Raw genomic sequence first — 20,782 nt, forward strand, 5'->3', positions numbered from 1 at the left:
AGGTTGTTATGTTAAGGGTTACGAGGACGTAGATGTGGGAAAATTTATTGGCAACAATAGAAGCTCGTGACTTCAGTCATGGGAGGTTCACTATATATGAGCATAAGGCTCTTTTCTCATATGTATATCTTCCGGATAAAAGTGATCTTCATGTGAATGGGTTATAATAAGATGCTCCACTTTATTAAGACTTAATCCATTATTAAGAACATGCATATATGTATCAGGTGGAAAATCCACCATATACTTCTCATCAATAATGCATGAAGAACGCGTCCTAATATTTTCCCCACCTTTTTCCCTAGCTCTAACACAATACTCACATTCGCAAAATAATGCCGGCCACCCTTCTCCAGCTGCAGTCCCCAAAAATTGAATATTAATTTTAAATCCCCCCCCTTAAATTAGCTATAGTACAGCAGAAATGCTCATAAATGCTCTTTTCTTTTCTCGATAATCAAATGCACTGACAATTGTACTTATTTAATTAAATGCTATTCTTTTATTTTTTATTACTATCAATATACTAAATTAACTTTTTATTTTTCAACTAAATATAATCAGCTACCCTCTTAACTTAAAATGGACACCAGCAGCCATTTCTCTGACTACCGATGTCCATTTCATTTATATTGATTATTTACTGCCACTCTTCAGCTTCGCGCCCTATTCCAAAATAGTTAACCTTATAACTTGAATTATCAAATTCATATTTAACTTGATTTTGTGTCACTTCTTCAACGTTATCACTTTCTACCATATTTTCAACACGATCCATTTTATCATTTATATTTAACATTTTTATTTCCTCCTTTTATTTTAGAACTAATTGTTGAATTGATTTTCCAGGTGGCACAATTGGATATACCCCTTCGTCCTTATCTATTAAGCAATCTATAACTACTGGTTTCATTCCCGTTTTTACAGATTCTAGTACATTTTTCAATTCCTCTTTACTTGTAATTTTGAAGCCTTCAATGCCATAGGCCTGCGCAAGTTTTACATAGTTTACTTCATCCTCAATATCCGTTTCGCAGTATCTTCCATTACTGAACATTCTCTGCCACTGCCTTACCATCCCTAGTGTATGATTATTCATAATCACAATTACTATAGGAAGCTTATACTTTGCAATGGTCTGAAGTTCATTACAGCTCATTCTAAAACTTCCATCTCCTGTTATTAAAAGTACACGCTCCTCTAGATTTCCCATTTGACTTCCTATGGCGGCACCTAGTCCAAATCCCATGGTTCCAAGTCCCCCTGAGGTAATAAATGTTCTTGGTTTAATAAAATTCCAAGACTGTGCAGTCCACATTTGATGCTGTCCTACATCCGTTGTAACAACGATATCTTCCTCAAGAGTTTCATTTAAACATTGAAACACATCCCCATGTGTAAAACTATTTTCTGCCTTAGTAATATTTTTCAAACTAGCTAACCTTATAGCCTTCAGGGTTTTTATTTCATCATGCCAAGGCTTTCTATCCTTTTGATCCATATAAGACAGTAGTGTTTCTAAAATTGTACTCATATCTCCAACTAAAGATAAATCCACTATCTTATTTTTATCTATCTCAGTTTCGTCAATGTCAATTTGAATGATTTTTGCTTTTGGCGCGAATTCATCTACTTTTCCAATTACTCTATCACTAAATCGTGCACCAATGGCTATAATTAAATCACTATTGGTAACTGCTAAATTTGTTTCTCTAGAGCCGTGCATTCCTACAAGTCCCAGTGACAATGTATGATTTCTTGGTATTGTACCAAGTCCCATCAGTGTATTGGCCACAGGAATATCTCCTGTTTCTGCGAACTTACATAACGTTATTGAACTATTAGCTGTTTTTATTCCACCACCAGCATAGATTATAGGTTTTTTTGAACATCGAATCAATTTAGCTGCTTCTTGTATTTTTTTCATATCTAGGATATAAGTATTCTTTTGTCTTTTGTCTTCATTTACCATGGGGGAATATTCTGCTTCACTTGTGAAAACGTCCTTTGGAATATCTACAAGAACAGGACCTGGTCTCCCACTTTGTGCTATTTTAAAAGCTTTTCTTATTGTATCTGCCAACTTCTTTTCATCCTTTACAATAAAGCTATGCTTTGTAATTGATAGTGTAATTCCCATTATATCTATTTCCTGAAAAGAATCACGTCCAAGAAGACTCCGCGGAACCTGCCCTGTAAAGACAACCATTGGAATTGAATCCATATAAGCAGTTGCGATTCCAGTAATAGTATTGGTTGCCCCAGGTCCTGAGGTTACAATGCAAACTCCAACCTTTCCTGTTGCTCTGCCATACCCATCTGCTGCATGAACTGCCGCCTGTTCATGAGCAGTTCTAATATGTGTAAAATATTCAAGTTCATCATAAAGTGCATCATATAGTGGAATTACAGATCCACCAGGATATCCAAAAATAATATTTGCGTTCTGCTCTTTTAAACATTCCAATAGAATCTGAGCTCCCCTAAGTAGCATTTTATCACCCCCTTTTAACACATTTTATTTGCCTACATATTCTATTTCCTACCTCCGTTTTTATTTACAAACCGCACCTGAGGCAGCTGAAGAAACCATTTTTGCATATCTACCAATATAACCTTTGTAGTTGTGCACTTTTATTTTTACCACTTTTTTTCTGTCTTCAAGTTCTTCCACCCCTACAAGCAGTTCCAGTTTACCAGCAGGTATATCTATTTCTATTACATCTCCATCTTTTATAAGTCCAATAGGTCCGCCCGCGTAAGCTTCGGGAGAAACATGCCCTATAGCAGCTCCTTTTGTTCCTCCTGAGAATCTACCATCCGTAATAAGGGATACACATTTATCTAGTCCCATTCCCACTAGTGCAGAAGTTGGAGTAAGCATTTCTCTCATGCCGGGTCCCCCTTTAGGACCTTCGTATCGAATAACCACTGTTTCCCCTCTGCCTATTTTCCCACCTAAAATAGCTTCTACTGCCGCTTCTTCTCCATCAAAAACCCTTGCTATAGCTTTTGTTTTAAGCATCTCTTTAGCTACTGCAGCTCTCTTTACCACTGCACCATCAGGTGCTAAATTTCCTCTAAGAATAGCTATACCACCGGTTTCACTGTAAGGTGTGTAAATAGAAGCTATTACCCCATGCCCTACTTTTTCTGCCTTTTCTATAATTTCCCCCTGAGTCTGATTAGCTACAGTTAATACGTCTAAGTGGATTAAATTTTTCTTGCTTAATTCATGCATTACGGCTGTTACTCCACCAGCTTCATATAAATCTTCTATATGGTAAGGTCCTGAAGGACTTAATGTGCAGAGAGTTGGTGTCTTTGCACTAATCTTGTTAATTTTGTCTAAATCCATCTTCATATCTAATTCATGTGCTATAGCTGTTAAGTGAAGCACCGTATTAGAAGAACATCCCAGTGCCATATCCACTGTAAGTGCATTTTCAAAAGCACTTTCGCTTAGAATCTGCTGTGGTAATATGTTTTCATTCACTAGCTCCATAATTTTTATTCCAGTTGCCTTGGCTAACCTCTTTCTTTCTGAATATATGGCCGGAATAGTCCCATTTCCAGGCAATGCCATCCCCAATACTTCCGTCATACAATTCATGGAATTCGCTGTAAACATTCCAGAACAAGAACCACAAGTAGGACAAGCTTTGTTTTCTAATTCCGCTAATTCTTCCTGAGTCATTTTCCCACTACAAACTGCACCTACACCTTCAAAAACCGTAATCAAATCTATTTTTTTGCCCCTCATTTTACCTGCAAGCATTGGGCCACCGCTAACTATAATTGCTGGAATATTTAATCTTGCTGCTGCCATGAGCATTGCCGGCACAACTTTATCACAACTTGGAATCAAAACCAATCCATCGAGGCCATGGGCTTTTGTCATAACTTCAATACTGTCTGCAATAAGTTCCCGACTCACCAGTGAATATTTCATTCCTTCATGATTCATGGCAAGCCCATCACAAACCGCTATAGTTGGAAACTCAAGTGGGGTTCCTCCTCCAATAAGAACACCTTTTTTCACTGCTTCTGCAATCTCGCGAAGACCTATATGACCTGGAACAATTTCGTTAAAAGAATTTACAACACCAATAAATGGTCTTTCTATTTCTATATCACTTAAACCTAAAGCTTTTAATAAAGATCTATGAGGAGCTTTAGAAATTCCTTCTTTTATCATTTTACTTTTCAAATCTACTCCCCCTATTTTTTAATCCAAGACATCATACTTCTTAATTCTTTCCCTACCTCTACTATTGGATGTTGCAATTCCATTCTTTTTATTGCATTAAAGTTTGGCCTGTTGATTTGGTTTTCTATTAACCAATCCCTTGCAAATTCCCCATTTTGTATTTCGGAAAGGACCTTAGCCATTTCTTTTCGAGTATCTTCATTTACAATTCTTTTACCTACCATGTAATCTCCATATTCAGCAGTATCACTGACACTATATCTCATGTTTTCAAATCCACCTTCATATAGTAAATCCACAATAAGTTTCAGTTCATGAAGACATTCAAAATAAGCGATTTCTTTCTGATATCCTGCGTTTGTAAGTGTATCAAACCCTGCTTTAATAAGTTCTGTAACCCCTCCGCATAAAACTGCCTGTTCACCAAATAAATCTGTTTCTGTTTCTTCTTGAAAAGTTGTTTCAAGTACGCCAGCCCTTGTAGCACCAATTCCTTTTGCATAAGCAAGTGCAAGTTCTTTCCCACTTCCACTATAATCTTGGTATACCGCAATGAGTGCTGGAACTCCTTTTCCCTCTTGATACACTCTTCTTACTAAATGTCCTGGTCCCTTTGGTGCTACCATAAATACATCAACATTTGCTGGTGGTGTAATTTGACTAAAGTGAATATTAAACCCATGTGCAAAAACCAATGCATTACCTTGTTTTAAATATGGCTCAATACTCTCCTTATAAATTTTACTTTGCAATTCATCTGGAGCAAGTACCATTATTACATCACTGCACTTCGCCGCATCACAAACCTCTAAAACCTCAAGACCTGCTTCCCTTGCCTTATTCCATGATTTACTGCCACTATATAAACCAACAACTACTTCTAGTCCACTTTCTTTTAAATTAAGTGCATGAGCGTGCCCTTGACTTCCATACCCTACTATTGCAATCTTCTTGCCTTTCAATAAACCTAGATCTGCTTCACCATCATAATACATTTTAGCCATTTAATTTTCCCCCTTAAATTCTTGAATTTCATATACATTTATAATTTTTCTAAGTTGCATCATTGCTTGTTCTATCCCCAAATTTGCAACTTCTTCTATTGTTATCCTTAAATCTGAATAGCCATTAATTTCCCCTTCTGTCATAATGAGTTCTCTAATTTGAAATTCTTTTCTTCTTAAAGTATTGGTAACCCTTACTAGTGAATCTATACCATGTTCTACCTTGGCACTTACCGTTCTATACATTACAACATCTCCTTTTTTGGCAAATAAAAAAATCTTTCATTCCTATAAACATATATTTAAATATGTTTATAGGGACGAAAGATTCGTGGTACCACCCTAGTTCGTAATTTATTGATATAAATCACCTCCTATTTTTGGTCAAAAGAAATAAAAAAACTTCTCAATCAATTTCCATAACCATAGCCCTATATCGGGGGCATCCGTCTTCGTTTACTAAATGCGAAACTATTCGTTTTTTTGTGATTAACATTGCAAGTTAAAAAAATTTTGCAATTCATCTTCAAAATAGTTTCAAATTCAACTCAGCAGCTCAAGAGTGATTATTACATATCAGTATCAACACCAACTCTCATCAATCGTTGGTTCTCTGTAGTTTAACTGTGATATTTTTCTCTCCATCATCGCTTTACTTATTATATTATTTTTTAGTATATACGCATTTATGCAGTTTGTCAATAGCGAAATTTCTTATTTTTGAATTTTCTACTTTTTTATTCTCTTTCTATCTGTTCTTGTTTTACACACTAATCTGAATTAGCTTTGTAGTCAAATAAGTATTCATTTTTATGTATTTCTCCTTAAGATGTTTTTCAATTAAATTAAATTAATTTAAATTCTCTAGTTTATTTTATGGTTTTATTTGGTAACTTATTATATATATAGTATAATCAGTATATATTATTAATAGTTTAGTAACTGTATTTTGTGCATTTTATTTTTATATTTAAACGTATACGAAAAATATAATAAGAAAGGTAGGTGAAAATCCTGCACTGTGGCTAATCAATAACCCGTTATGCCACCAATCCATTTAACGAATAGATTGCTAAAGTTGTTTGTTACAATTTTAGGTAGCAGGCATTATTTTGAGAATTATTTTATTAGGTGCTCCCGGAGCTGGAAAAGGTACTCAAGCAAAACTAATATGTGAGAAATATAACATAACCCATCTATCAACTGGAGATATTTTTAGAATGAATATTAAAAACAAAACGACCCTTGGGGTACAAGCAAAAGAATATATTGATAAAGGACAGTTGGTGCCTGATGCTCTAACCATTCAAGTAGTAGAAGATAGACTAATAAAAGAGGATTGCAAAAACGGTTTTCTACTAGATGGATTCCCAAGAACAGTTTTTCAAGCAGAAGAACTCAATAAATTTCTACAAAGTACTAATAATACCTTGGACGTCGTACTTCTAATTGACGTTCCTAACGAATTTATACTTGAAAGAAATGTAGGAAGGAGAATATGTTCTTCCTGTGGACGGAGTTATCATATAAAGTTTAATCCACCTGAAAAATTAGGTATTTGTGACTTTTGTGGTGACAAATTGATTCAAAGAAATGATGATAATGAAGAAACGGTTAAGGAAAGACTTACTGTTTATAAAAATCACACCCATCCTCTAATAGATTATTATTGGACTAATCATTGTTTATCTACAGTTGATGGTAGAGATGATATACTTACAGTTTCAAAAAATATTTTTTCGGCATTAGATACTTAAAGTATCTTAAAAAATCTTCTCAATCTTATAATCTATTGAGAAGATTTTTTTATATTTTACATTAGTTTGTCTTGTATTAACATTTTTAAATTCCTGCTATCTGGGAAATATGAATCTAAGGCCAGTGACCTTTCAGTATACTCTAGTGCTTTTTCAATTTGGTTTAGATTGTAAGAGCAAACTCCTATTCTATAATAGATTTCAGCACTAGCACCATATAATTCATGTGAATATTCAAAGAATCTCAGTGCATCACTATCATAGCCCACATAACTAAACAGAAGTCCTATATAGTATGCTAAATCTCCTTCTTCACCAATAGGAAAATAGTGGTCCCAAACTTTATTCATTACCATAATCAATTCTTCTAGTGGAAAATTCTCCTCCGTATCTATTCTTTCAAGTAATATGTTATAACATTCCCTAAATGTTCTTGCGTCCCAAACTGTAAATCGAATAAAAGTTAGTATCTGTCTTGTTTCTAAAGATTCGCAGTGAGACACCGCTGCTTTTTTCAAAATATAAAAATCATCTGGACCTATACTTTCAATAATTTCATTATAGACCATTGAGGTTTCTACAAAATCCTGAGAACCGCTTGATAATAAAAATAGTGACATATTTATATTTTCATGGTCATAGATGCTATGTATCGCTTTCCCCCCAAGGTTTTTAAAATATTGCTCCAAGCAGTGAAAGTTAACAGTCATAGAAATACAACCATGTTTCGATAAAAATGGATGAGAGTTTTCAAGCATTGCTTTTTCATTTTTATAACCTTTATCCGAGGAAATTAAGATTATGTCATCATTAAATAATCTTTTTAATCTGGAAATACACCGCATTGCCATTATTGGCAGTGAAAAAGATGTATCTTCTAAATGATTTTTATAGTATAAAAGTATCTTATTAATATTATCATCTTCATAATAATTATCACCTTGGATTTGCTTGTCTGTATAGTAATAATCTAGTCCAGCCAATATGGATTTGTCCTCCGGATAAACCTTAACTTCTGGAGAAGTTATTGTAATCAAGCCTTCAAAAATCTCTCCCTCGTTTACATAAAAGGTATCTTGAGGAAGACTGTCAAATGTATAATTAGCGATTAAAATCAAAGGGTTTTTTAAACTTCCACTGGCTAAAATCTCACCACTATTTCTTAAATGAAGCTCCTCGTCTTTAGTTATATCAAAGGTTGCACAATCAAGTATTCCTGAATCAAAATAAGGTTTTAAGGAACTATGATTCTGCCAATATTTAATATTCTTCTCAGAAAAATCAGTTACAATATATTTGAATTTCAACCCTTTCAAGGAAGAATTTTTAATTATGTGCAAAAATCTTTTAAGAAAGGTGTAAGTAAATCGACCTACCCCTGAAGCAAGTTCCATTATGTATATAGTAGAATTTTTATCTATATCAGTCCTTGCAGCATAGTCTCGTAAGTATCCAAATATAATTTTAGCATATAGGTTTGCTATATAAGGATTAGTTGTTATATATTGAGGTACAATACCGCGAGTCCAGGCTTCTGGACCCTGTTTTGCAAAAAAATCGTTCTGTAGTTTCCATACCATAGATTGTGATAATTGTTTTTCCGCTTCCAGTATAACTGGAGTATCTTCCTCTACCGCCATCTTAATATTTTTATGAATATTATATTGTTTAGTTTCTTCTGACAAAACAAGTCCCCCTCTAAATATAAAAATAAAATCGTTTTCAGCAATAAATACTTGTCAAAATTATTATACTATTAGCAAGGAGTTATGTACAGTTATTGACTACATAAAAAGAGAGAATTTCATGCCCGAAACTTTCCAAATAAAAAAATCTAGGAACTATAATTTAGTTTCCAGATTTTCAATTTATTTTTTTTTATTAAATATCATTTCATTTGTCTTAGCTGAATTACTTGCAACAAACGTACACTATCAATTTTAAATGATTTGTTTCCGTGCCTTACTAGCAGATTCCAGTAACATAATTGACGTATAGATAACAATTACTAACACTAACCATTTAACAATTTGTAGTGGTAGTGATTTAACAATATATGCAGCAATCAACACTCCTACACATCCAAACAACGTGATAGCTATAGATGCTTTTCTATCATATGCTTCCTTTTTTACAAATTGAACAGATCCTGCAGGCATAAGAAAAGCACAGGAGCCCATCATTATTGGAAAGGCAGCAAGGGGGTTCATTCCAAGTGCATAAATTAATGCCATGCAAGGAGCATAAAGACCAACACCAAGCTGCATTAAAGCTCCAAGTATAAAATTACAACCAATTGCTATTACAAGCTTAATTCCTGTAAGTCCATTAGCTGTTCCGCCTATCGGCATAAGTTTAAGCAGTCCTGAAAGCATCATAACAGCAACCACAATTAGTGCCAATCCCATTCCAATTCTTACTTTCCTTATATTAAATTTTGCAACAATATCTGCTCCTATTACAGCGCCTAAAACTGCAGCCATTATCATTGAAATCATTGTTATTTTATCGACTTTTATCACAGTTAAAAAAATAATTGCCTCCAAAACCGTAGGAATTGTACAAGAGACATTTAAAGTGCCAGGGAGTGTTCTATCATCCGTCAATTTCAAAAATCTAACTATAGATGTTACAATTGCAAAACTTCCTACACCCAAAGTATCAAAAAAATTAGCTAAAAACCCTATTCCACCAAAAGCAATAAAATTCTTTTTATCAATTTTTCCCGCTTTTGCCGCTTTATAAATGTCAGAAAAATAAACAAAAGCAAAGTATGATACAAACAAAATTAATGACCCTAGCAGTATCTTAACCATAAAATACCTCCATTCTTGTTTTATTTAAATATAGTATGCTCAATTATATAACATTATTTAATTAAAATATATATAAATATTTCAATTTTCTGAATTTGGGTTTGGTGGTTCTTCCAATATTGACACCGCTTCACTAAATGCACTATTTAGCGCTATTAATAGGAAAGGTTAATATAAGACAAAAACCACTAAAATATGTATCAACATATTTTTACTGTTCCAACAAAAAAAATCACCGCTATGTGCAGAGATTTTTTTTTCATTTCTTATAGATATTCCCTTAAGATGTAATAATACCATCCGCTATTTCAATAATTCTGTCTGTTTTTTTTGCTATTCTTTCATCATGAGTTATTATTATAAAAGTAGTTCCAAGACTTTTATTTATATCTCTAAATATATTGTATATATTTTCTGACGCATGTGAATCCAAATTTCCTGTAGGCTCATCTGCCAGTATTATCTTAGGACTATTCATAAGTGCCCTCGCAATTGCAACCCTTTGCTGCTCTCCTCCTGACAAATTATACACTTTATTCTTTTTAACATTTGGAAGCCCCACCAGTTCAAGAAGTTCTTTTGCTTTTTCACGAGTTTTTCTACCACAGAATGATTTTTTTATAGTTTGTGGCATTAGCACATTTTCAATAGCATTAAACTCTGGTAATAAATAATGAAATTGAAATACAAACCCTATTTCCTTATTTCTAATAGAAGCTAAAGCCCTTCTACTCATTTTGTCTATTCTTCTACCATCTAATTGCACTTGTCCACTTGTAGGCTTATCTAACATGCCTATTATATTTAATAAGGTAGTCTTACCACTTCCTGATGCTCCTATAATAGAATTAAAGGATCCTTTATCAATAGTTAAATTTACATTATCTAATACCTGTGTTTTCACCCTTTTCCCATAAATTTTATTAATATTTTTTAATTCTATAATACTATCCATTTTTTATGACCTCCACAGGTGTTAATTTAAAGGATTTTATAGCTGGGAAAAATGCTGCGAGTGTTGCTGCCATTATATCAATAACAGATAATTTAATTATGAAACTATAATTTACAACTATAGTAACTAGTGGCGATCCCCCGCCTGTCACACTTGTAAATCTATTAAATACCCTTATATATAAATAGGTCAACCCCATCCCTAGGCAAGTACCAACTATACCTAATATAAAAGCTTGAATTATGAATACAAATGCAGCCGAACCATCTTTTATTCCCATGGCCTTTAGAATACCTATTTCCTTGTATTTCTGAACCACACTTATACTCATTATGCTTATAATGCTTAAAACAGCTGCAATCATAACACTAAGTTGAATTACTACACTGCATACTTTTTCACCCATTATTGCACTCACTAATAACTTATTTTGCACCTTCCAATTTTCTATCTTTAATCCCTTATCTGAAAGTCCTTTTTGTATTTTTCCTGCAATAATATCTGCATTATAAGGATCACTTGTAGATAATTCCAATGAGGTTGCCGCATCACCAAAGCCCGCTAAATCTTGAGCATATTTTAAATCTGTAATAATTAAAGTTTTATTAACCTTCATTGTGTCAAAATCATAAAGTCCTACCACTTTTAGGACCTTCTTTTTTCTATCTGCAGTTATTATATAAATATCATCATTTATTTTTAAGCCTAATTTTTCACCAAGCTCCTTTCCAATCAATGCTTCTCCAGTATTTTTAATCGCTCTTCCCTTATAAATTTTATCTTTTATATTATATAGGGAGTCCAGATCTTTAGAAATAAAACCTCTAACTTGTATTGGTTCATACATATTATTAAAATTAACAGATGCATTATACTCCACTACTGGGGCTACTGATGTTACTTTACTATCAATTCTTCTGATTTTATCTTGCACTTCATTATAATTTTCTATTGTCTTATTATTAGGGTAAATTGTTATATGAGTTGAATTGCCAACCACCTTATCCATTAGTGAGGTTTCAAGTCCCATGCTTAATAGTCCAACAAATACTTGCACTGAAATACCTATAGCAATACCTAAAATTATTACTAATGTTTGAATCTTACTGTTTATTAAAAATCTCCAGGCTATTTTTAGTGCTGTAAACATACTCTTTAGCCTCCGTCCTATTTCTTATTAGAATAATTTTATAATAATTTAATATTATTCTGACAAACATTAACTACTAGTGCTTATAATATCATAAAATGACATGATATTTTATAAACAAACAATTAATTCACTAGATATAGTTCCAGTTGCATTAAACTTAAAATAAGGTAATTCAAAATATTATAGCCACCGTATTAACTGTAACTACGCCATCTGCCCCAGTAATTCTTAAAATTACCACCGGCACATTAATGTTTGTCCATTTAGCAACCAGTGCACCCATTACAAATAAACCTAATATAGACGCACACTCAGTTAGCTTAGCCAATTTATTTCCGCCAACATCTGTAACAATTTCAGTTTCTTTACTATATCCATAGTTTATACCAAACCAAATTGGACTTATCTATAAGCTTAAATGAATAGACCTTTTCTTTTTTTACCGTCAATGTAAATAACTATATTTGCTATTGCAATAAATAATATCCCCTTATAATCCATATTAAGATAAACCGTTATACCCATACATAATAAGATATCAGTGATGCAAAAAATATAAAGTGCGAATTGATTTTATTTTTTCAATAAATTCTCTTGCCAATACCATTCATCGTCTTTATATAAACTAATATGCGCACCTATTTCACTGGCAAACTTATATACTTGTCTAACATCTAAAATTGCTATACCACAATTGGATAAAATTTCGGCCTTTTCATCCATAACTAAAGCACCACTATAACAAATAATGGGTTGTTCAATATTAAGTTCCTTTTGCAGAAACAATATTCCCTTTGGCATTCTTGCAGACACTAGTATTACTGGAATTTGTTTTTCATTTGCAACTATTTCAATTACCACTTTTGTCTTTGGAGAAATCTTATGCTCTGAATTTAGCAATGTTCTATCAATATCTAAACATATCATTTTAAATTTATGCATTAGTTATATTCACACCTCTTATTCCATGGATAACGTTTTCAGTTAGCCTTAGTTAAATAGCATTTTAAGTATATTATAGACCTATTCCATATTATACACCTTTATATTGTCATTCTAATTATGACAATCGTCATCAGAATTATTACATTTGTCATAACATAATAGCCTAAGCTCAGTGATGAGTCTTTGGCATATATGTAATTTATTATAGAGTCAATTTTTTTATTGATAGGAAAATACAATACTAAATAATAAAACTAGAGGCCATACCTTACTTTTCTAAGATATGGCCTCTAATGCTTTATTTATTTTCTATATTTTTCAATAAGTCCTGTTAATGAGCCTTCATTAGTTCCTTCACCAATCGCTGAAAACTTCCACTCATTATTATGTCTATAAATCTCTCCCGTTATTAAAGAGGTCTTACCTGCATAACTTTCAGATAAATTGTATTTTAATAATTCTGCATTATCAATAGAATTTACAATCCTTATGTATGCGTTTTGAATTTGGCCAAAATCTTGATTTCTTTTAATACAATCATAAATATTAACAACAAATATTAATTTATCTACCTCCTCAGAAATCTTTGATAAATCTATAAGTATTTGTTCATCATCACCATTGCCATCACCAGTTCTGTTATCTCCGGTATGTACTACACTACCACAACGGCTTTTTAAATTACCAAAATATATAACATTTTCCATACCTTTAAGCTTACCATCTTTATTTATCATTAAAACTGAAGCATCGCAATCAATATCCGCAGCCTTTTTTTTGAATATACCGCCACCTGCTGGTGATTCTACTGCATCCCAACCTAGACCAACCATTAATTTCGATATTCCACTGTTTCCTTTTGTCAAATCAACCTTTTGTCCTTTTTTCAAATTAATACTCATTAAAACACCTTCTTTTCATTTTATAATCAATTAATTATTTATTCCAAAATTTGAACATAAAGCACCAAGTCCGCCTTCAAATCCACTACCTATTGCGTTAAATTTCCATTCAGATCCATTTCTATATAATTCACCAACTATTACAGCTGTTTCTATACTATAGTCTTCTCCGAGATCATATCTTATTAATTCTGCTCCAGTTTCTTCGTTACATATTCTTATAAATGCATTAGAAACTTGTCCAAAGTTTTGTCTTCTGGTCTCTGCATCATTAATAGTTACTGTAAAATCTATTTTTGTTATGTTTTGTGGAACAGCAGATAAATCAACCTTTAACTGTTCATCATCACCATCACCATTACCAGTTAAGTTATCGCCTAGATGAGTAACAGAATTTGAAGCATGGTTTAAGTTATTATAAAAAATAAAATCTCCATCGCCAGTTACCTTTCCATTTTCGCCTAAAAGAAAAGCAGCTGAATCTAGATCGAAATCAGATCCACCATCATATTTATTTGTATCCCAACCAAGTCCTATAAGTACTTTTTTAAGGCCCGGATTAGATTTAGTCAAATCTACTTTTTGTCCTTTTTTTAAACTAACAGCCATGTTAATTCCTCCTCTTCATTGTTTATAATTTAATTTAAACCTCAAAATTATATTTAATTTGATATTATTATAAACTTAATATTATATTAACATATAATTACAGAACATATGTTAATATTGTATTAAATTTTCTGTTTCTTCACTATTTGCACCAAATCATTACTGTTAAAAATGTATATACTATTTTATTATAATCATTAGGATAGTTTGAGACCTTGTTGAAGTTGCAATACTAGCATTTTCAATGGTAAAGAGTTATGATTATACATATTAGGTAAAATAATTTATATGAAGGAGGATAACATATGTGGAGTCGTGAAGTCTTAAAAAATAGAGCAAAAGCTGTTTTAAAAATATCCTATTGGAAGGCATTTTTGGTTAGTTTAGTTTTAGCAATTATTGGAGGAAACGAAAATAGTTCTTTTAACCTAAACTGGAATTCTGGTAATCGTACATCAACGAATGGATATACTCCTTTCCCGGAAATTATTACTAATATATTCCCGTTTTTACTTTTGATTACCGTGACAATAATAATTGTTTTATTTCTGTTTGCGGTAGCATTTCGTATATTAGTAGGTTATCCACTTGAAGTTGGTGGAAGACGTTTTTTTGTGCAGTCATCACAAAATAACGTAGATTTAAATTATTTAGGCTATGGGTTTGGTAACGGAAAGTATCTTAATATTGTAACAACTATGCTATGGAGATCTATTCTAACCTTTCTTTGGACCTTACTACTTATTGTGCCTGGAATTATAAAAACTTACGCATATAGGATGGTACCCTATATTTTATCAGACAATCCAAACATTAGCCGTACTCGTGCACTAGAATTAAGTGATAAAATGACTGACGGCAATAAAATGGATATGTGGATATTAGATCTTTCATTTATCGGATGGTATTTATTAGGCACCATATTACTTTTTGTGGGGGTATTATTTGTAATGCCTTATGAAAATGCTACAAAAGCGGAATTGTATTTAGAATTACGAAAGGATGCATTAGATCAGGGTATATGCAGCTATGAAGAGCTCCAATTAAAGCAGCCTTTAAATATTGATTTATAGGTCCTATACTTTATTTAAAAGTTACATTTACCACTAGCTAAAAATGACCTAAGGCAAATATTGATTTGCCTTAGGTCATTTTTTACAATAAATTTTCTAGTGTAGTATCTTTAATAAGTTTTTTGATAATGTTCTCGCCTGGAATCAATCTTCCACTATATAATGTTTTAGCAGCAGCCATTAACACTCGTATATCATATTTTGATGCATTGAACCGGCGTACATTTTATTATCACTTTAAGGATATATACGATTTATTGGAATGGATGTATAAAAAGGAAGCTATTGCAGAACTTCAGAAACATGCAACTTAAAATACCTGACAAGAGGGCTTTCTAAATTTATTTCTGTATATCCAAAATAATAGTGAAATATGTCTCTGTACCTATCACTCATTAGGCCGAGAGCATTTAGAAAAATTCCTTTATTCTGTTACCTATCAATTAATACAACGTGTAGTAGATACTCAGACAAGAGATATGCGGATAGATGAGGACCACAAGAATTTTCTTGCCAATTTTTATACACTTGCATTTCTGGGTCTTGTTATCCAATGGATACAAAATGGTATGAAAGAACAGCCCGAAAAAATCATAGAAATCTTATCTATAACAGTACACGGAAGTATGATTAATTCATTAGAACAGTATGAAGTATTCAATAAGACAAAATCAAGATAAAATTGAGTTACCATGGTGTTATTGCATAAAAATCTCTAAAGTATTATATTGTAAGCAAGGGGATGAATTAAGATGTTAGACATAATAATAAAAAACGGTTGTATAGTAGACGGAACAGGTATCACTTCTTATCAAGGGTGTTTAGGAATAAAAGATGGAAAAATGACAAAAATAGAAAGTAATATCGATGAACCAGCGCTAGAAATTATTGATGCTTCTGGACTAGTAGTTTGTCCAGGGTTTATTGATGTGCACAGCCATAATGATTTAGTACCCTTTATGGATGAATCTATTCAAAATTTAAAATTAATGCAAGGTGTAACCACGGAGTTTGTAGGCCAATGCGGACTTGGTGTTATTCCTTGCATTGAAGGTGAAAATAGTATATGGAAAAACTATATAAGAGGAGTAGTTGGTGATCCTAGTTTTAACTGGGAGTTTTCTGATGTTGATGATTATATACATCAAATAACTTCAAAAGGCCTCAAAAATAATTTTACAATTCTTATTTCACATGGAGCAATTAAGACAAGTGTTATGGGCTTTGACAGTAGAATATCAACTAAAAAGGAAATTAACGCAATGTGTAGTATAGCGGAGAATGCTATGATGTCTGGTGCTTTTGGCATGTCTCTAGGGCTTCAATATATACCTGGTATTTTCAGCACAAAAGATGAGTTAATAGCTATTTGCACAGTTATAGCAAAGTATGATGGAATTGTTATGGTTCATCTTAGAAATCATGATGATACTATAACAAATGCACTAGAAGAAATAATTTATATAGCGAAGCAGTCTAAGGTAAATCTTCATATTTCACACATGAGGTCTTATAACTCTAAGGAGTTGGGCTGTGATGCAGAAAGGCTTATGAATTATATAGATAACGCAGTAACGCAGGGAGTTAAAATAACTTTTGATGAGCATTTATATTTATCAGGAAGTACCCTTATGACTCAGCTTTTACCACCTTGGATTACAGCTGGAGGTAGCGCCGAAATGGTCAAAAGACTTCAAGATAAAAATATGATCTTAAAGCTTAAAGCAGAACTTATAAGCATCAAAACTCACTATAAAGGCTGGGACAATTATAGCTTAATTACAGGTTGGTATGGCATACTTATAACTTCAGTAAAAGAGAAGAAAAATTTAAAATACCTTGGGAAGACTGTAGGTCAGATTGCTAGTGATTTAGGTATTGATGCTGTAGATTTTGCAATAGAACTGCTTATAGCAGAACAGTTTGGAGTAGCAATAGTAACCCTAAATGTATTTTCGGAAGAGGATACATTTAAACTAATAAAGCATCCACTTCAAATGGTCGGCTCAGATAGCATACCAGCTGGAAATCCACATCCAAGGCTCTATGGGAACTTCCCCCTTTTTATAGGTAAATTTGTGAGAGATAAAAAGATTCTTTCTCTTCCGAATGCTATATATAAGATGTCATATTTGCCTGCAAAAACTTTAGGTCTTAGTGATATAGGAGAGCTAGCTGTTGGCAAGACTGCTGATATAACTATATTTAATTTAAAAGAAATTAAAGGTTTTGAGGATTACTTTAATCCAACTAAAGCTCCTGTTGGAATTAAATTTGTTGTATTAAATGGTAAGGTTGCAGTAAGAGATTGCATAGTATGTAAGAGCAAACATGGAAAAGTCTATAGAAAAGTATAGTTCTGCAAAAGTAGTGTTATATGCTCACAGTACAAGTTTCATAAAACATTAACACTTATATAAAGGTATTATGGTATACTAAATTGTAAGGAAAACACATGGCATTATAAAGAATATACTTGAAAATTTAAGGAGAGAATAGCTTTGAAAAAGAGAATCTTATTAACATCTCAAACTGAAGATAATATAAAAGCACTATATAGTTACTATGAGGAAAATATAAAAAAAACTCGTACTGATATCATTGTAGAATATAGCAGTTTCCATAAGTATAAACACAATAAATTTCTATACTATAAGCTAAGAGCTAGTCAAATGCTTAAAAATTATTCTGTTGTTGTTTCTGATTATACAACTAGTGTTTTTTCAAAAGCTCAAGATGGTGTTTTTATGAGTCATGGTTATGGCACTAAAAAGACACCGGGAAATAGTGAACTTAACATTAAACGAGAAATGGATCTTTATAAGGGTATTAGAACTAAAATAAAAAATGTTGTAACCCTGTCTGAAAGAGATAGCACATATTTTTTGAGATCTACTGAATTAGATAAGTATCCTCTCCCAAATTATATGCCACTAGGATTACCAAGAAATGATATGTTATTCGACAAGGAATATATTAATACTTGCAGGGAAAACTTTGATCTGAAACATAATACTAAAGATACAAACATTATATTATTTTGTCCAACTTGGAGAGGTTTTAAAATAGAAAAAGATTTTCCAATAACCAAAGATGACTGGATAAGATTTGACAAGTTTATGGGAGAGAATAATTGGAAAATGATTTATCGCCCCCACCCTTTAGAGAGGCTAATAGATGACAAAATTTTTGTGGATATGAGTAATATATTAACAATTAATTTTGATGAAGAAATATCAACTCAAAAGGTACTGGCCATTACTGATATGTTGCTTACTGATTATAGTTCTATTTATGTAGATTACTTAGTATTAGATAGACCTATTTGTTTTTTGCCCTACGATAGGCTGCAGTATGAAAACGAAAGAGGGCTTGCTATAGATTTCAGCAAATATATAGATACACCAGGTCCTAAACTTCAGAACATCGATGATTTAATAAATTATATAAATGAAACTAAGAACCAAGATCAATATATAGATATTAGAAAAAATGCTCAAAAGAACTTCTATCAGTACTTAGATGGGGATAGTTGCAAACGAGTGTGGGGTTTAATATTAGCTCTTGCAGGTAAAAAGGAAAACCATAAGTTAATTTAAACTCATGGTTTTTCTATTCCCCTATTAATTTCTTAAATTCCGTACTTTGGCGTACATTATCAAAATCCTCTTCACCTTTTGCTGCATTTTTAATATTGGGGTTAATATCAATGGCTAGTGTCAAATACTTTATAGTATTGCTCCTATCCCCTTTCCTTCCATAGATACTAGCTATACCATAATAACTCCATTCGAAATTTTCCAATTCTAAATCTTTTTTATACCATTTAATAGCTTCATCATAATGTCCAAATAATTCATTAGCTAGTGCTTTATTGAATGTTGCATACCCATAATCAGGTTTAAGTTTTAAAGATTCATCAATTTGCTTCATACCGTTTATAAAATCTCCATTGTAAGCTAACGAAATTCCTAATACAGCATAGGCTTTATAAAAGTTAGGGTCTTCCACTATGACTTTCTTTTCCGTTTCAATAGCTTTCTCGTATTGTTTTGCAAAAAATTCATCATATCCTATTTTCCACATCTTTTCTAAATTCGCTTGTCTTTGTTTTATATCTTGCTGTTTTTTAATTTCCATTCCTTTTGATTGTTCTATTTTGGTTACTTTACTTTCAATGATTTTTATCTCAGTATTATTATTTGTTACATTAATATTTTTGTTTTCTTTATTATTGTTATTCTTTCCCACGTCCACTATTATTACCACTGCTATAATAGACAAAACAGCAAAAGTTAACAGTTTTAATTTAATTGATTTTGATTTCACATTCCCACCTATTCCCTTTGTCAAAGATTATAATTTATCAGATGTAACCGCACTATAAATATTATTTTTTGGGATTCAATTTTGCTTTAAACTGTTCTAAATTCAAATTAGAACTTACAAAAATTCTCCCTAATGAATAAATATTGTCATCCTTATCTATCCAGCCATACTGCGTTGAAAAAGCTAATTTATAACCTGATTCTTTAGCAGCTTTTCTTGTACTATCATTGTTCACCCCATAAGGATATGCAAAATAATTTATGTTCCTGCCCAATATCTTTTCTAATTTAGCTTTTGAAGCTGTCATTGTTTTTACATTATCACTATAGGATATCTTATCTAATTGTTCATGTGCAGTTGTGTGACTTGCAATTCTCATATTGTTTGAATCCATGGATCTTATTTCATTAGATGTTAAATAATTTTTTTCAGTATCTATTGTATTAGTAATTACAAACACAGTGGCTTTTAATCCAAATTCCTTTAGTATAGGATATGCATTAGTGTAGTTATCCTTATATCCATCATCGAAAGTTATAACTATTGGTTTGATAGGTACTAATTTACCTGTTTGCATATAACTATAAAGCTCATCTACTGTTAATGTTGTATACTTATTATCTTTAAGATATTTCATTTGCTCCTTGAATTTCTCTTTTGGAATTCTTGCTGTATTCCCTTTTTCATAACTAATAGAATGATACATTAATATTGGTATTTTACTATTATGCACATGAAAAATAGGTACAACCTCAACAACTTTTTTTTCAATTTTCGAACTATCATCTATGCCCAGTTCGATTGTTTGTTTAGGTGTTGATTTTTCATCTTCACTATTTACTTTAGGTGTTTTTTTTTCATTTAGTGCATTTATATTATTTATTTCACTATTATTTATTTCGCTATGATTTATTAACCTAGCAACTTTATAAATTAGGCCTACACTTCCTATAAGCAGAACTAATATAATTATTATAAATGATTTCTTATTTAAATTCATAATATTCCCCTTTTCACTATTTATTCTTA

20 protein-coding genes and 1 pseudogene are annotated in these 20,782 nt (G+C 32.0%); 5 read left to right on the forward strand and 16 right to left on the reverse strand.

Annotated elements, in window-relative coordinates; translation table 11 throughout:
* Nucleotides 1–90 precede the first annotated feature (90 nt).
* The 6 genes from KPL51_RS19535 to KPL51_RS19560 form a co-directional block, all read right to left on the reverse strand.
* Entirely contained in the window at nt 91–369 is a 279-nt protein-coding gene (locus KPL51_RS19535; protein WP_216165346.1) for an MBL fold metallo-hydrolase, read from the reverse strand.
* 271 nt (nt 370–640) lie between these two features.
* Complete coding sequence (locus KPL51_RS19540) at nt 641–799, reverse strand: hypothetical protein (protein WP_216165349.1); 159 nt, start codon at nt 797–799, stop codon at nt 641–643.
* A gap of 15 nt (nt 800–814) precedes the next feature.
* Nucleotides 815–2,494 carry a biosynthetic-type acetolactate synthase large subunit gene (gene ilvB / locus KPL51_RS19545; protein WP_216165352.1) on the reverse strand — a complete coding sequence of 560 codons (1,680 nt, stop codon included), beginning with the start codon at nt 2,492–2,494 and terminating at the stop codon, nt 815–817.
* Nucleotides 2,495–2,554: 60 nt separating this feature from the next.
* Nucleotides 2,555–4,210: a dihydroxy-acid dehydratase gene (ilvD, locus tag KPL51_RS19550; protein ID WP_216165355.1), complete on the reverse strand. Its 1,656-nt coding sequence runs from the start codon at nt 4,208–4,210 to the stop codon at nt 2,555–2,557.
* An 11-nt stretch (nt 4,211–4,221) separates the two neighbouring features.
* Complete coding sequence (gene ilvC / locus KPL51_RS19555; RefSeq protein ID WP_216165358.1) at nt 4,222–5,214, reverse strand: ketol-acid reductoisomerase; 993 nt, start codon at nt 5,212–5,214, stop codon at nt 4,222–4,224.
* Complete coding sequence (locus tag KPL51_RS19560) at nt 5,215–5,460, reverse strand: ACT domain-containing protein (protein ID WP_216165361.1); 246 nt, start codon at nt 5,458–5,460, stop codon at nt 5,215–5,217.
* 866 nt (nt 5,461–6,326) lie between these two features.
* On the opposite strand from KPL51_RS19560, the gene KPL51_RS19565 reads away from it, so the two are divergent.
* Nucleotides 6,327–6,971, forward strand: a complete 645-nt coding sequence (locus KPL51_RS19565; RefSeq protein ID WP_216165364.1) for an adenylate kinase — start codon at nt 6,327–6,329, stop codon at nt 6,969–6,971.
* 56 nt (nt 6,972–7,027) lie between these two features.
* Here KPL51_RS19565 and KPL51_RS19570 read toward each other — a convergent pair whose 3' ends face one another.
* The 8 genes from KPL51_RS19570 to KPL51_RS19605 all read right to left on the reverse strand — a co-directional run bounded on the left by KPL51_RS19570 (nt 7,028) and on the right by KPL51_RS19605 (nt 14,351).
* Nucleotides 7,028–8,656 carry a tetratricopeptide repeat protein gene (locus KPL51_RS19570; protein WP_216165367.1) on the reverse strand — a complete coding sequence of 543 codons (1,629 nt, stop codon included), beginning with the start codon at nt 8,654–8,656 and terminating at the stop codon, nt 7,028–7,030.
* Between the two features lie 255 nt (nt 8,657–8,911).
* A complete protein-coding gene (locus KPL51_RS19575) occupies nt 8,912–9,787 on the reverse strand; it encodes a sulfite exporter TauE/SafE family protein (protein ID WP_216165370.1) in 876 nt (291 codons plus the stop codon).
* A 280-nt stretch (nt 9,788–10,067) separates the two neighbouring features.
* Nucleotides 10,068–10,742, reverse strand: a complete 675-nt coding sequence (locus tag KPL51_RS19580) for an ABC transporter ATP-binding protein (RefSeq protein WP_216165372.1) — start codon at nt 10,740–10,742, stop codon at nt 10,068–10,070.
* Complete coding sequence (locus tag KPL51_RS19585) at nt 10,735–11,892, reverse strand: ABC transporter permease (protein WP_216165375.1); 1,158 nt, start codon at nt 11,890–11,892, stop codon at nt 10,735–10,737. The genes KPL51_RS19580 and KPL51_RS19585 overlap by 8 nt, the downstream gene beginning before the upstream one ends.
* A gap of 175 nt (nt 11,893–12,067) precedes the next feature.
* The gene (locus tag KPL51_RS23720) at nt 12,068–12,301 is read right to left on the reverse strand and encodes a PTS system mannose/fructose/sorbose family transporter subunit IID (RefSeq protein WP_312888766.1); all 234 of its coding nucleotides are present in this window, start codon (nt 12,299–12,301) and stop codon (nt 12,068–12,070) included.
* A 167-nt stretch (nt 12,302–12,468) separates the two neighbouring features.
* A complete protein-coding gene (locus KPL51_RS19595; RefSeq protein ID WP_216165378.1) occupies nt 12,469–12,837 on the reverse strand; it encodes an HAD family hydrolase in 369 nt (122 codons plus the stop codon).
* Nucleotides 12,838–13,142: 305 nt separating this feature from the next.
* Nucleotides 13,143–13,742 carry a TerD family protein gene (locus KPL51_RS19600; RefSeq protein WP_216165381.1) on the reverse strand — a complete coding sequence of 200 codons (600 nt, stop codon included), beginning with the start codon at nt 13,740–13,742 and terminating at the stop codon, nt 13,143–13,145.
* 30 nt (nt 13,743–13,772) lie between these two features.
* The gene (locus KPL51_RS19605; RefSeq protein ID WP_216165384.1) at nt 13,773–14,351 is read right to left on the reverse strand and encodes a TerD family protein; all 579 of its coding nucleotides are present in this window, start codon (nt 14,349–14,351) and stop codon (nt 13,773–13,775) included.
* A 305-nt stretch (nt 14,352–14,656) separates the two neighbouring features.
* On the opposite strand from KPL51_RS19605, the gene KPL51_RS19610 reads away from it, so the two are divergent.
* The 4 genes and pseudogenes from KPL51_RS19610 to KPL51_RS19625 all read left to right on the forward strand — a co-directional run bounded on the left by KPL51_RS19610 (nt 14,657) and on the right by KPL51_RS19625 (nt 19,023).
* Nucleotides 14,657–15,424 carry a DUF975 family protein gene (locus KPL51_RS19610; protein WP_216165387.1) on the forward strand — a complete coding sequence of 256 codons (768 nt, stop codon included), beginning with the start codon at nt 14,657–14,659 and terminating at the stop codon, nt 15,422–15,424.
* A gap of 335 nt (nt 15,425–15,759) precedes the next feature.
* A pseudogene (locus tag KPL51_RS19615) lies at nt 15,760–16,104 on the forward strand (TetR-like C-terminal domain-containing protein); the annotation flags it as partial.
* A gap of 72 nt (nt 16,105–16,176) precedes the next feature.
* Nucleotides 16,177–17,781 (forward strand): N-acyl-D-amino-acid deacylase family protein, encoded by a 1,605-nt coding sequence (locus KPL51_RS19620; RefSeq protein ID WP_216165389.1) that lies wholly within the window; start codon nt 16,177–16,179, stop codon nt 17,779–17,781.
* Nucleotides 17,782–17,925: 144 nt separating this feature from the next.
* Nucleotides 17,926–19,023 carry a CDP-glycerol glycerophosphotransferase family protein gene (locus KPL51_RS19625; protein ID WP_216165392.1) on the forward strand — a complete coding sequence of 366 codons (1,098 nt, stop codon included), beginning with the start codon at nt 17,926–17,928 and terminating at the stop codon, nt 19,021–19,023.
* A gap of 13 nt (nt 19,024–19,036) precedes the next feature.
* On the opposite strand, the gene KPL51_RS19630 is transcribed toward KPL51_RS19625, so the two are convergent.
* The gene (locus KPL51_RS19630) at nt 19,037–19,753 is read right to left on the reverse strand and encodes a tetratricopeptide repeat protein (protein WP_224854565.1); all 717 of its coding nucleotides are present in this window, start codon (nt 19,751–19,753) and stop codon (nt 19,037–19,039) included.
* Between the two features lie 61 nt (nt 19,754–19,814).
* A complete protein-coding gene (locus KPL51_RS19635; RefSeq protein WP_216165398.1) occupies nt 19,815–20,753 on the reverse strand; it encodes a polysaccharide deacetylase family protein in 939 nt (312 codons plus the stop codon).
* Nucleotides 20,754–20,782: the final 29 nt, after the last annotated feature.

The sequence above is a fragment of the Clostridium bowmanii genome, assembly GCF_018861315.1.
GTDB classification, from domain to species: domain Bacteria; phylum Bacillota; class Clostridia; order Clostridiales; family Clostridiaceae; genus Clostridium_AD; species Clostridium_AD bowmanii.

Coding starts and splice junctions, on each gene's coding strand:
- KPL51_RS19540 (WP_216165349.1), bottom strand. CDS start 799: ATGTTAAATATAAATGATAAAATGGATCGTGTTGAAAATATGGTAGAA.
- ilvB (WP_216165352.1), bottom strand. CDS start 2,494: ATGCTACTTAGGGGAGCTCAGATTCTATTGGAATGTTTAAAAGAGCAG.
- ilvC (WP_216165358.1), bottom strand. CDS start 5,214: ATGGCTAAAATGTATTATGATGGTGAAGCAGATCTAGGTTTATTGAAA.
- KPL51_RS19560 (WP_216165361.1), bottom strand. CDS start 5,460: ATGTATAGAACGGTAAGTGCCAAGGTAGAACATGGTATAGATTCACTA.
- KPL51_RS19575 (WP_216165370.1), bottom strand. CDS start 9,787: ATGGTTAAGATACTGCTAGGGTCATTAATTTTGTTTGTATCATACTTT.
- KPL51_RS19580 (WP_216165372.1), bottom strand. CDS start 10,742: ATGGATAGTATTATAGAATTAAAAAATATTAATAAAATTTATGGGAAA.
- KPL51_RS19585 (WP_216165375.1), bottom strand. CDS start 11,892: ATGTTTACAGCACTAAAAATAGCCTGGAGATTTTTAATAAACAGTAAG.
- KPL51_RS19595 (WP_216165378.1), bottom strand. CDS start 12,837: ATGCATAAATTTAAAATGATATGTTTAGATATTGATAGAACATTGCTA.
- KPL51_RS19600 (WP_216165381.1), bottom strand. CDS start 13,742: ATGAGTATTAATTTGAAAAAAGGACAAAAGGTTGATTTGACAAAAGGA.
- KPL51_RS19605 (WP_216165384.1), bottom strand. CDS start 14,351: ATGGCTGTTAGTTTAAAAAAAGGACAAAAAGTAGATTTGACTAAATCT.
- KPL51_RS19610 (WP_216165387.1), top strand. CDS start 14,657: ATGTGGAGTCGTGAAGTCTTAAAAAATAGAGCAAAAGCTGTTTTAAAA.
- KPL51_RS19620 (WP_216165389.1), top strand. CDS start 16,177: ATGTTAGACATAATAATAAAAAACGGTTGTATAGTAGACGGAACAGGT.
- KPL51_RS19635 (WP_216165398.1), bottom strand. CDS start 20,753: ATGAATTTAAATAAGAAATCATTTATAATAATTATATTAGTTCTGCTT.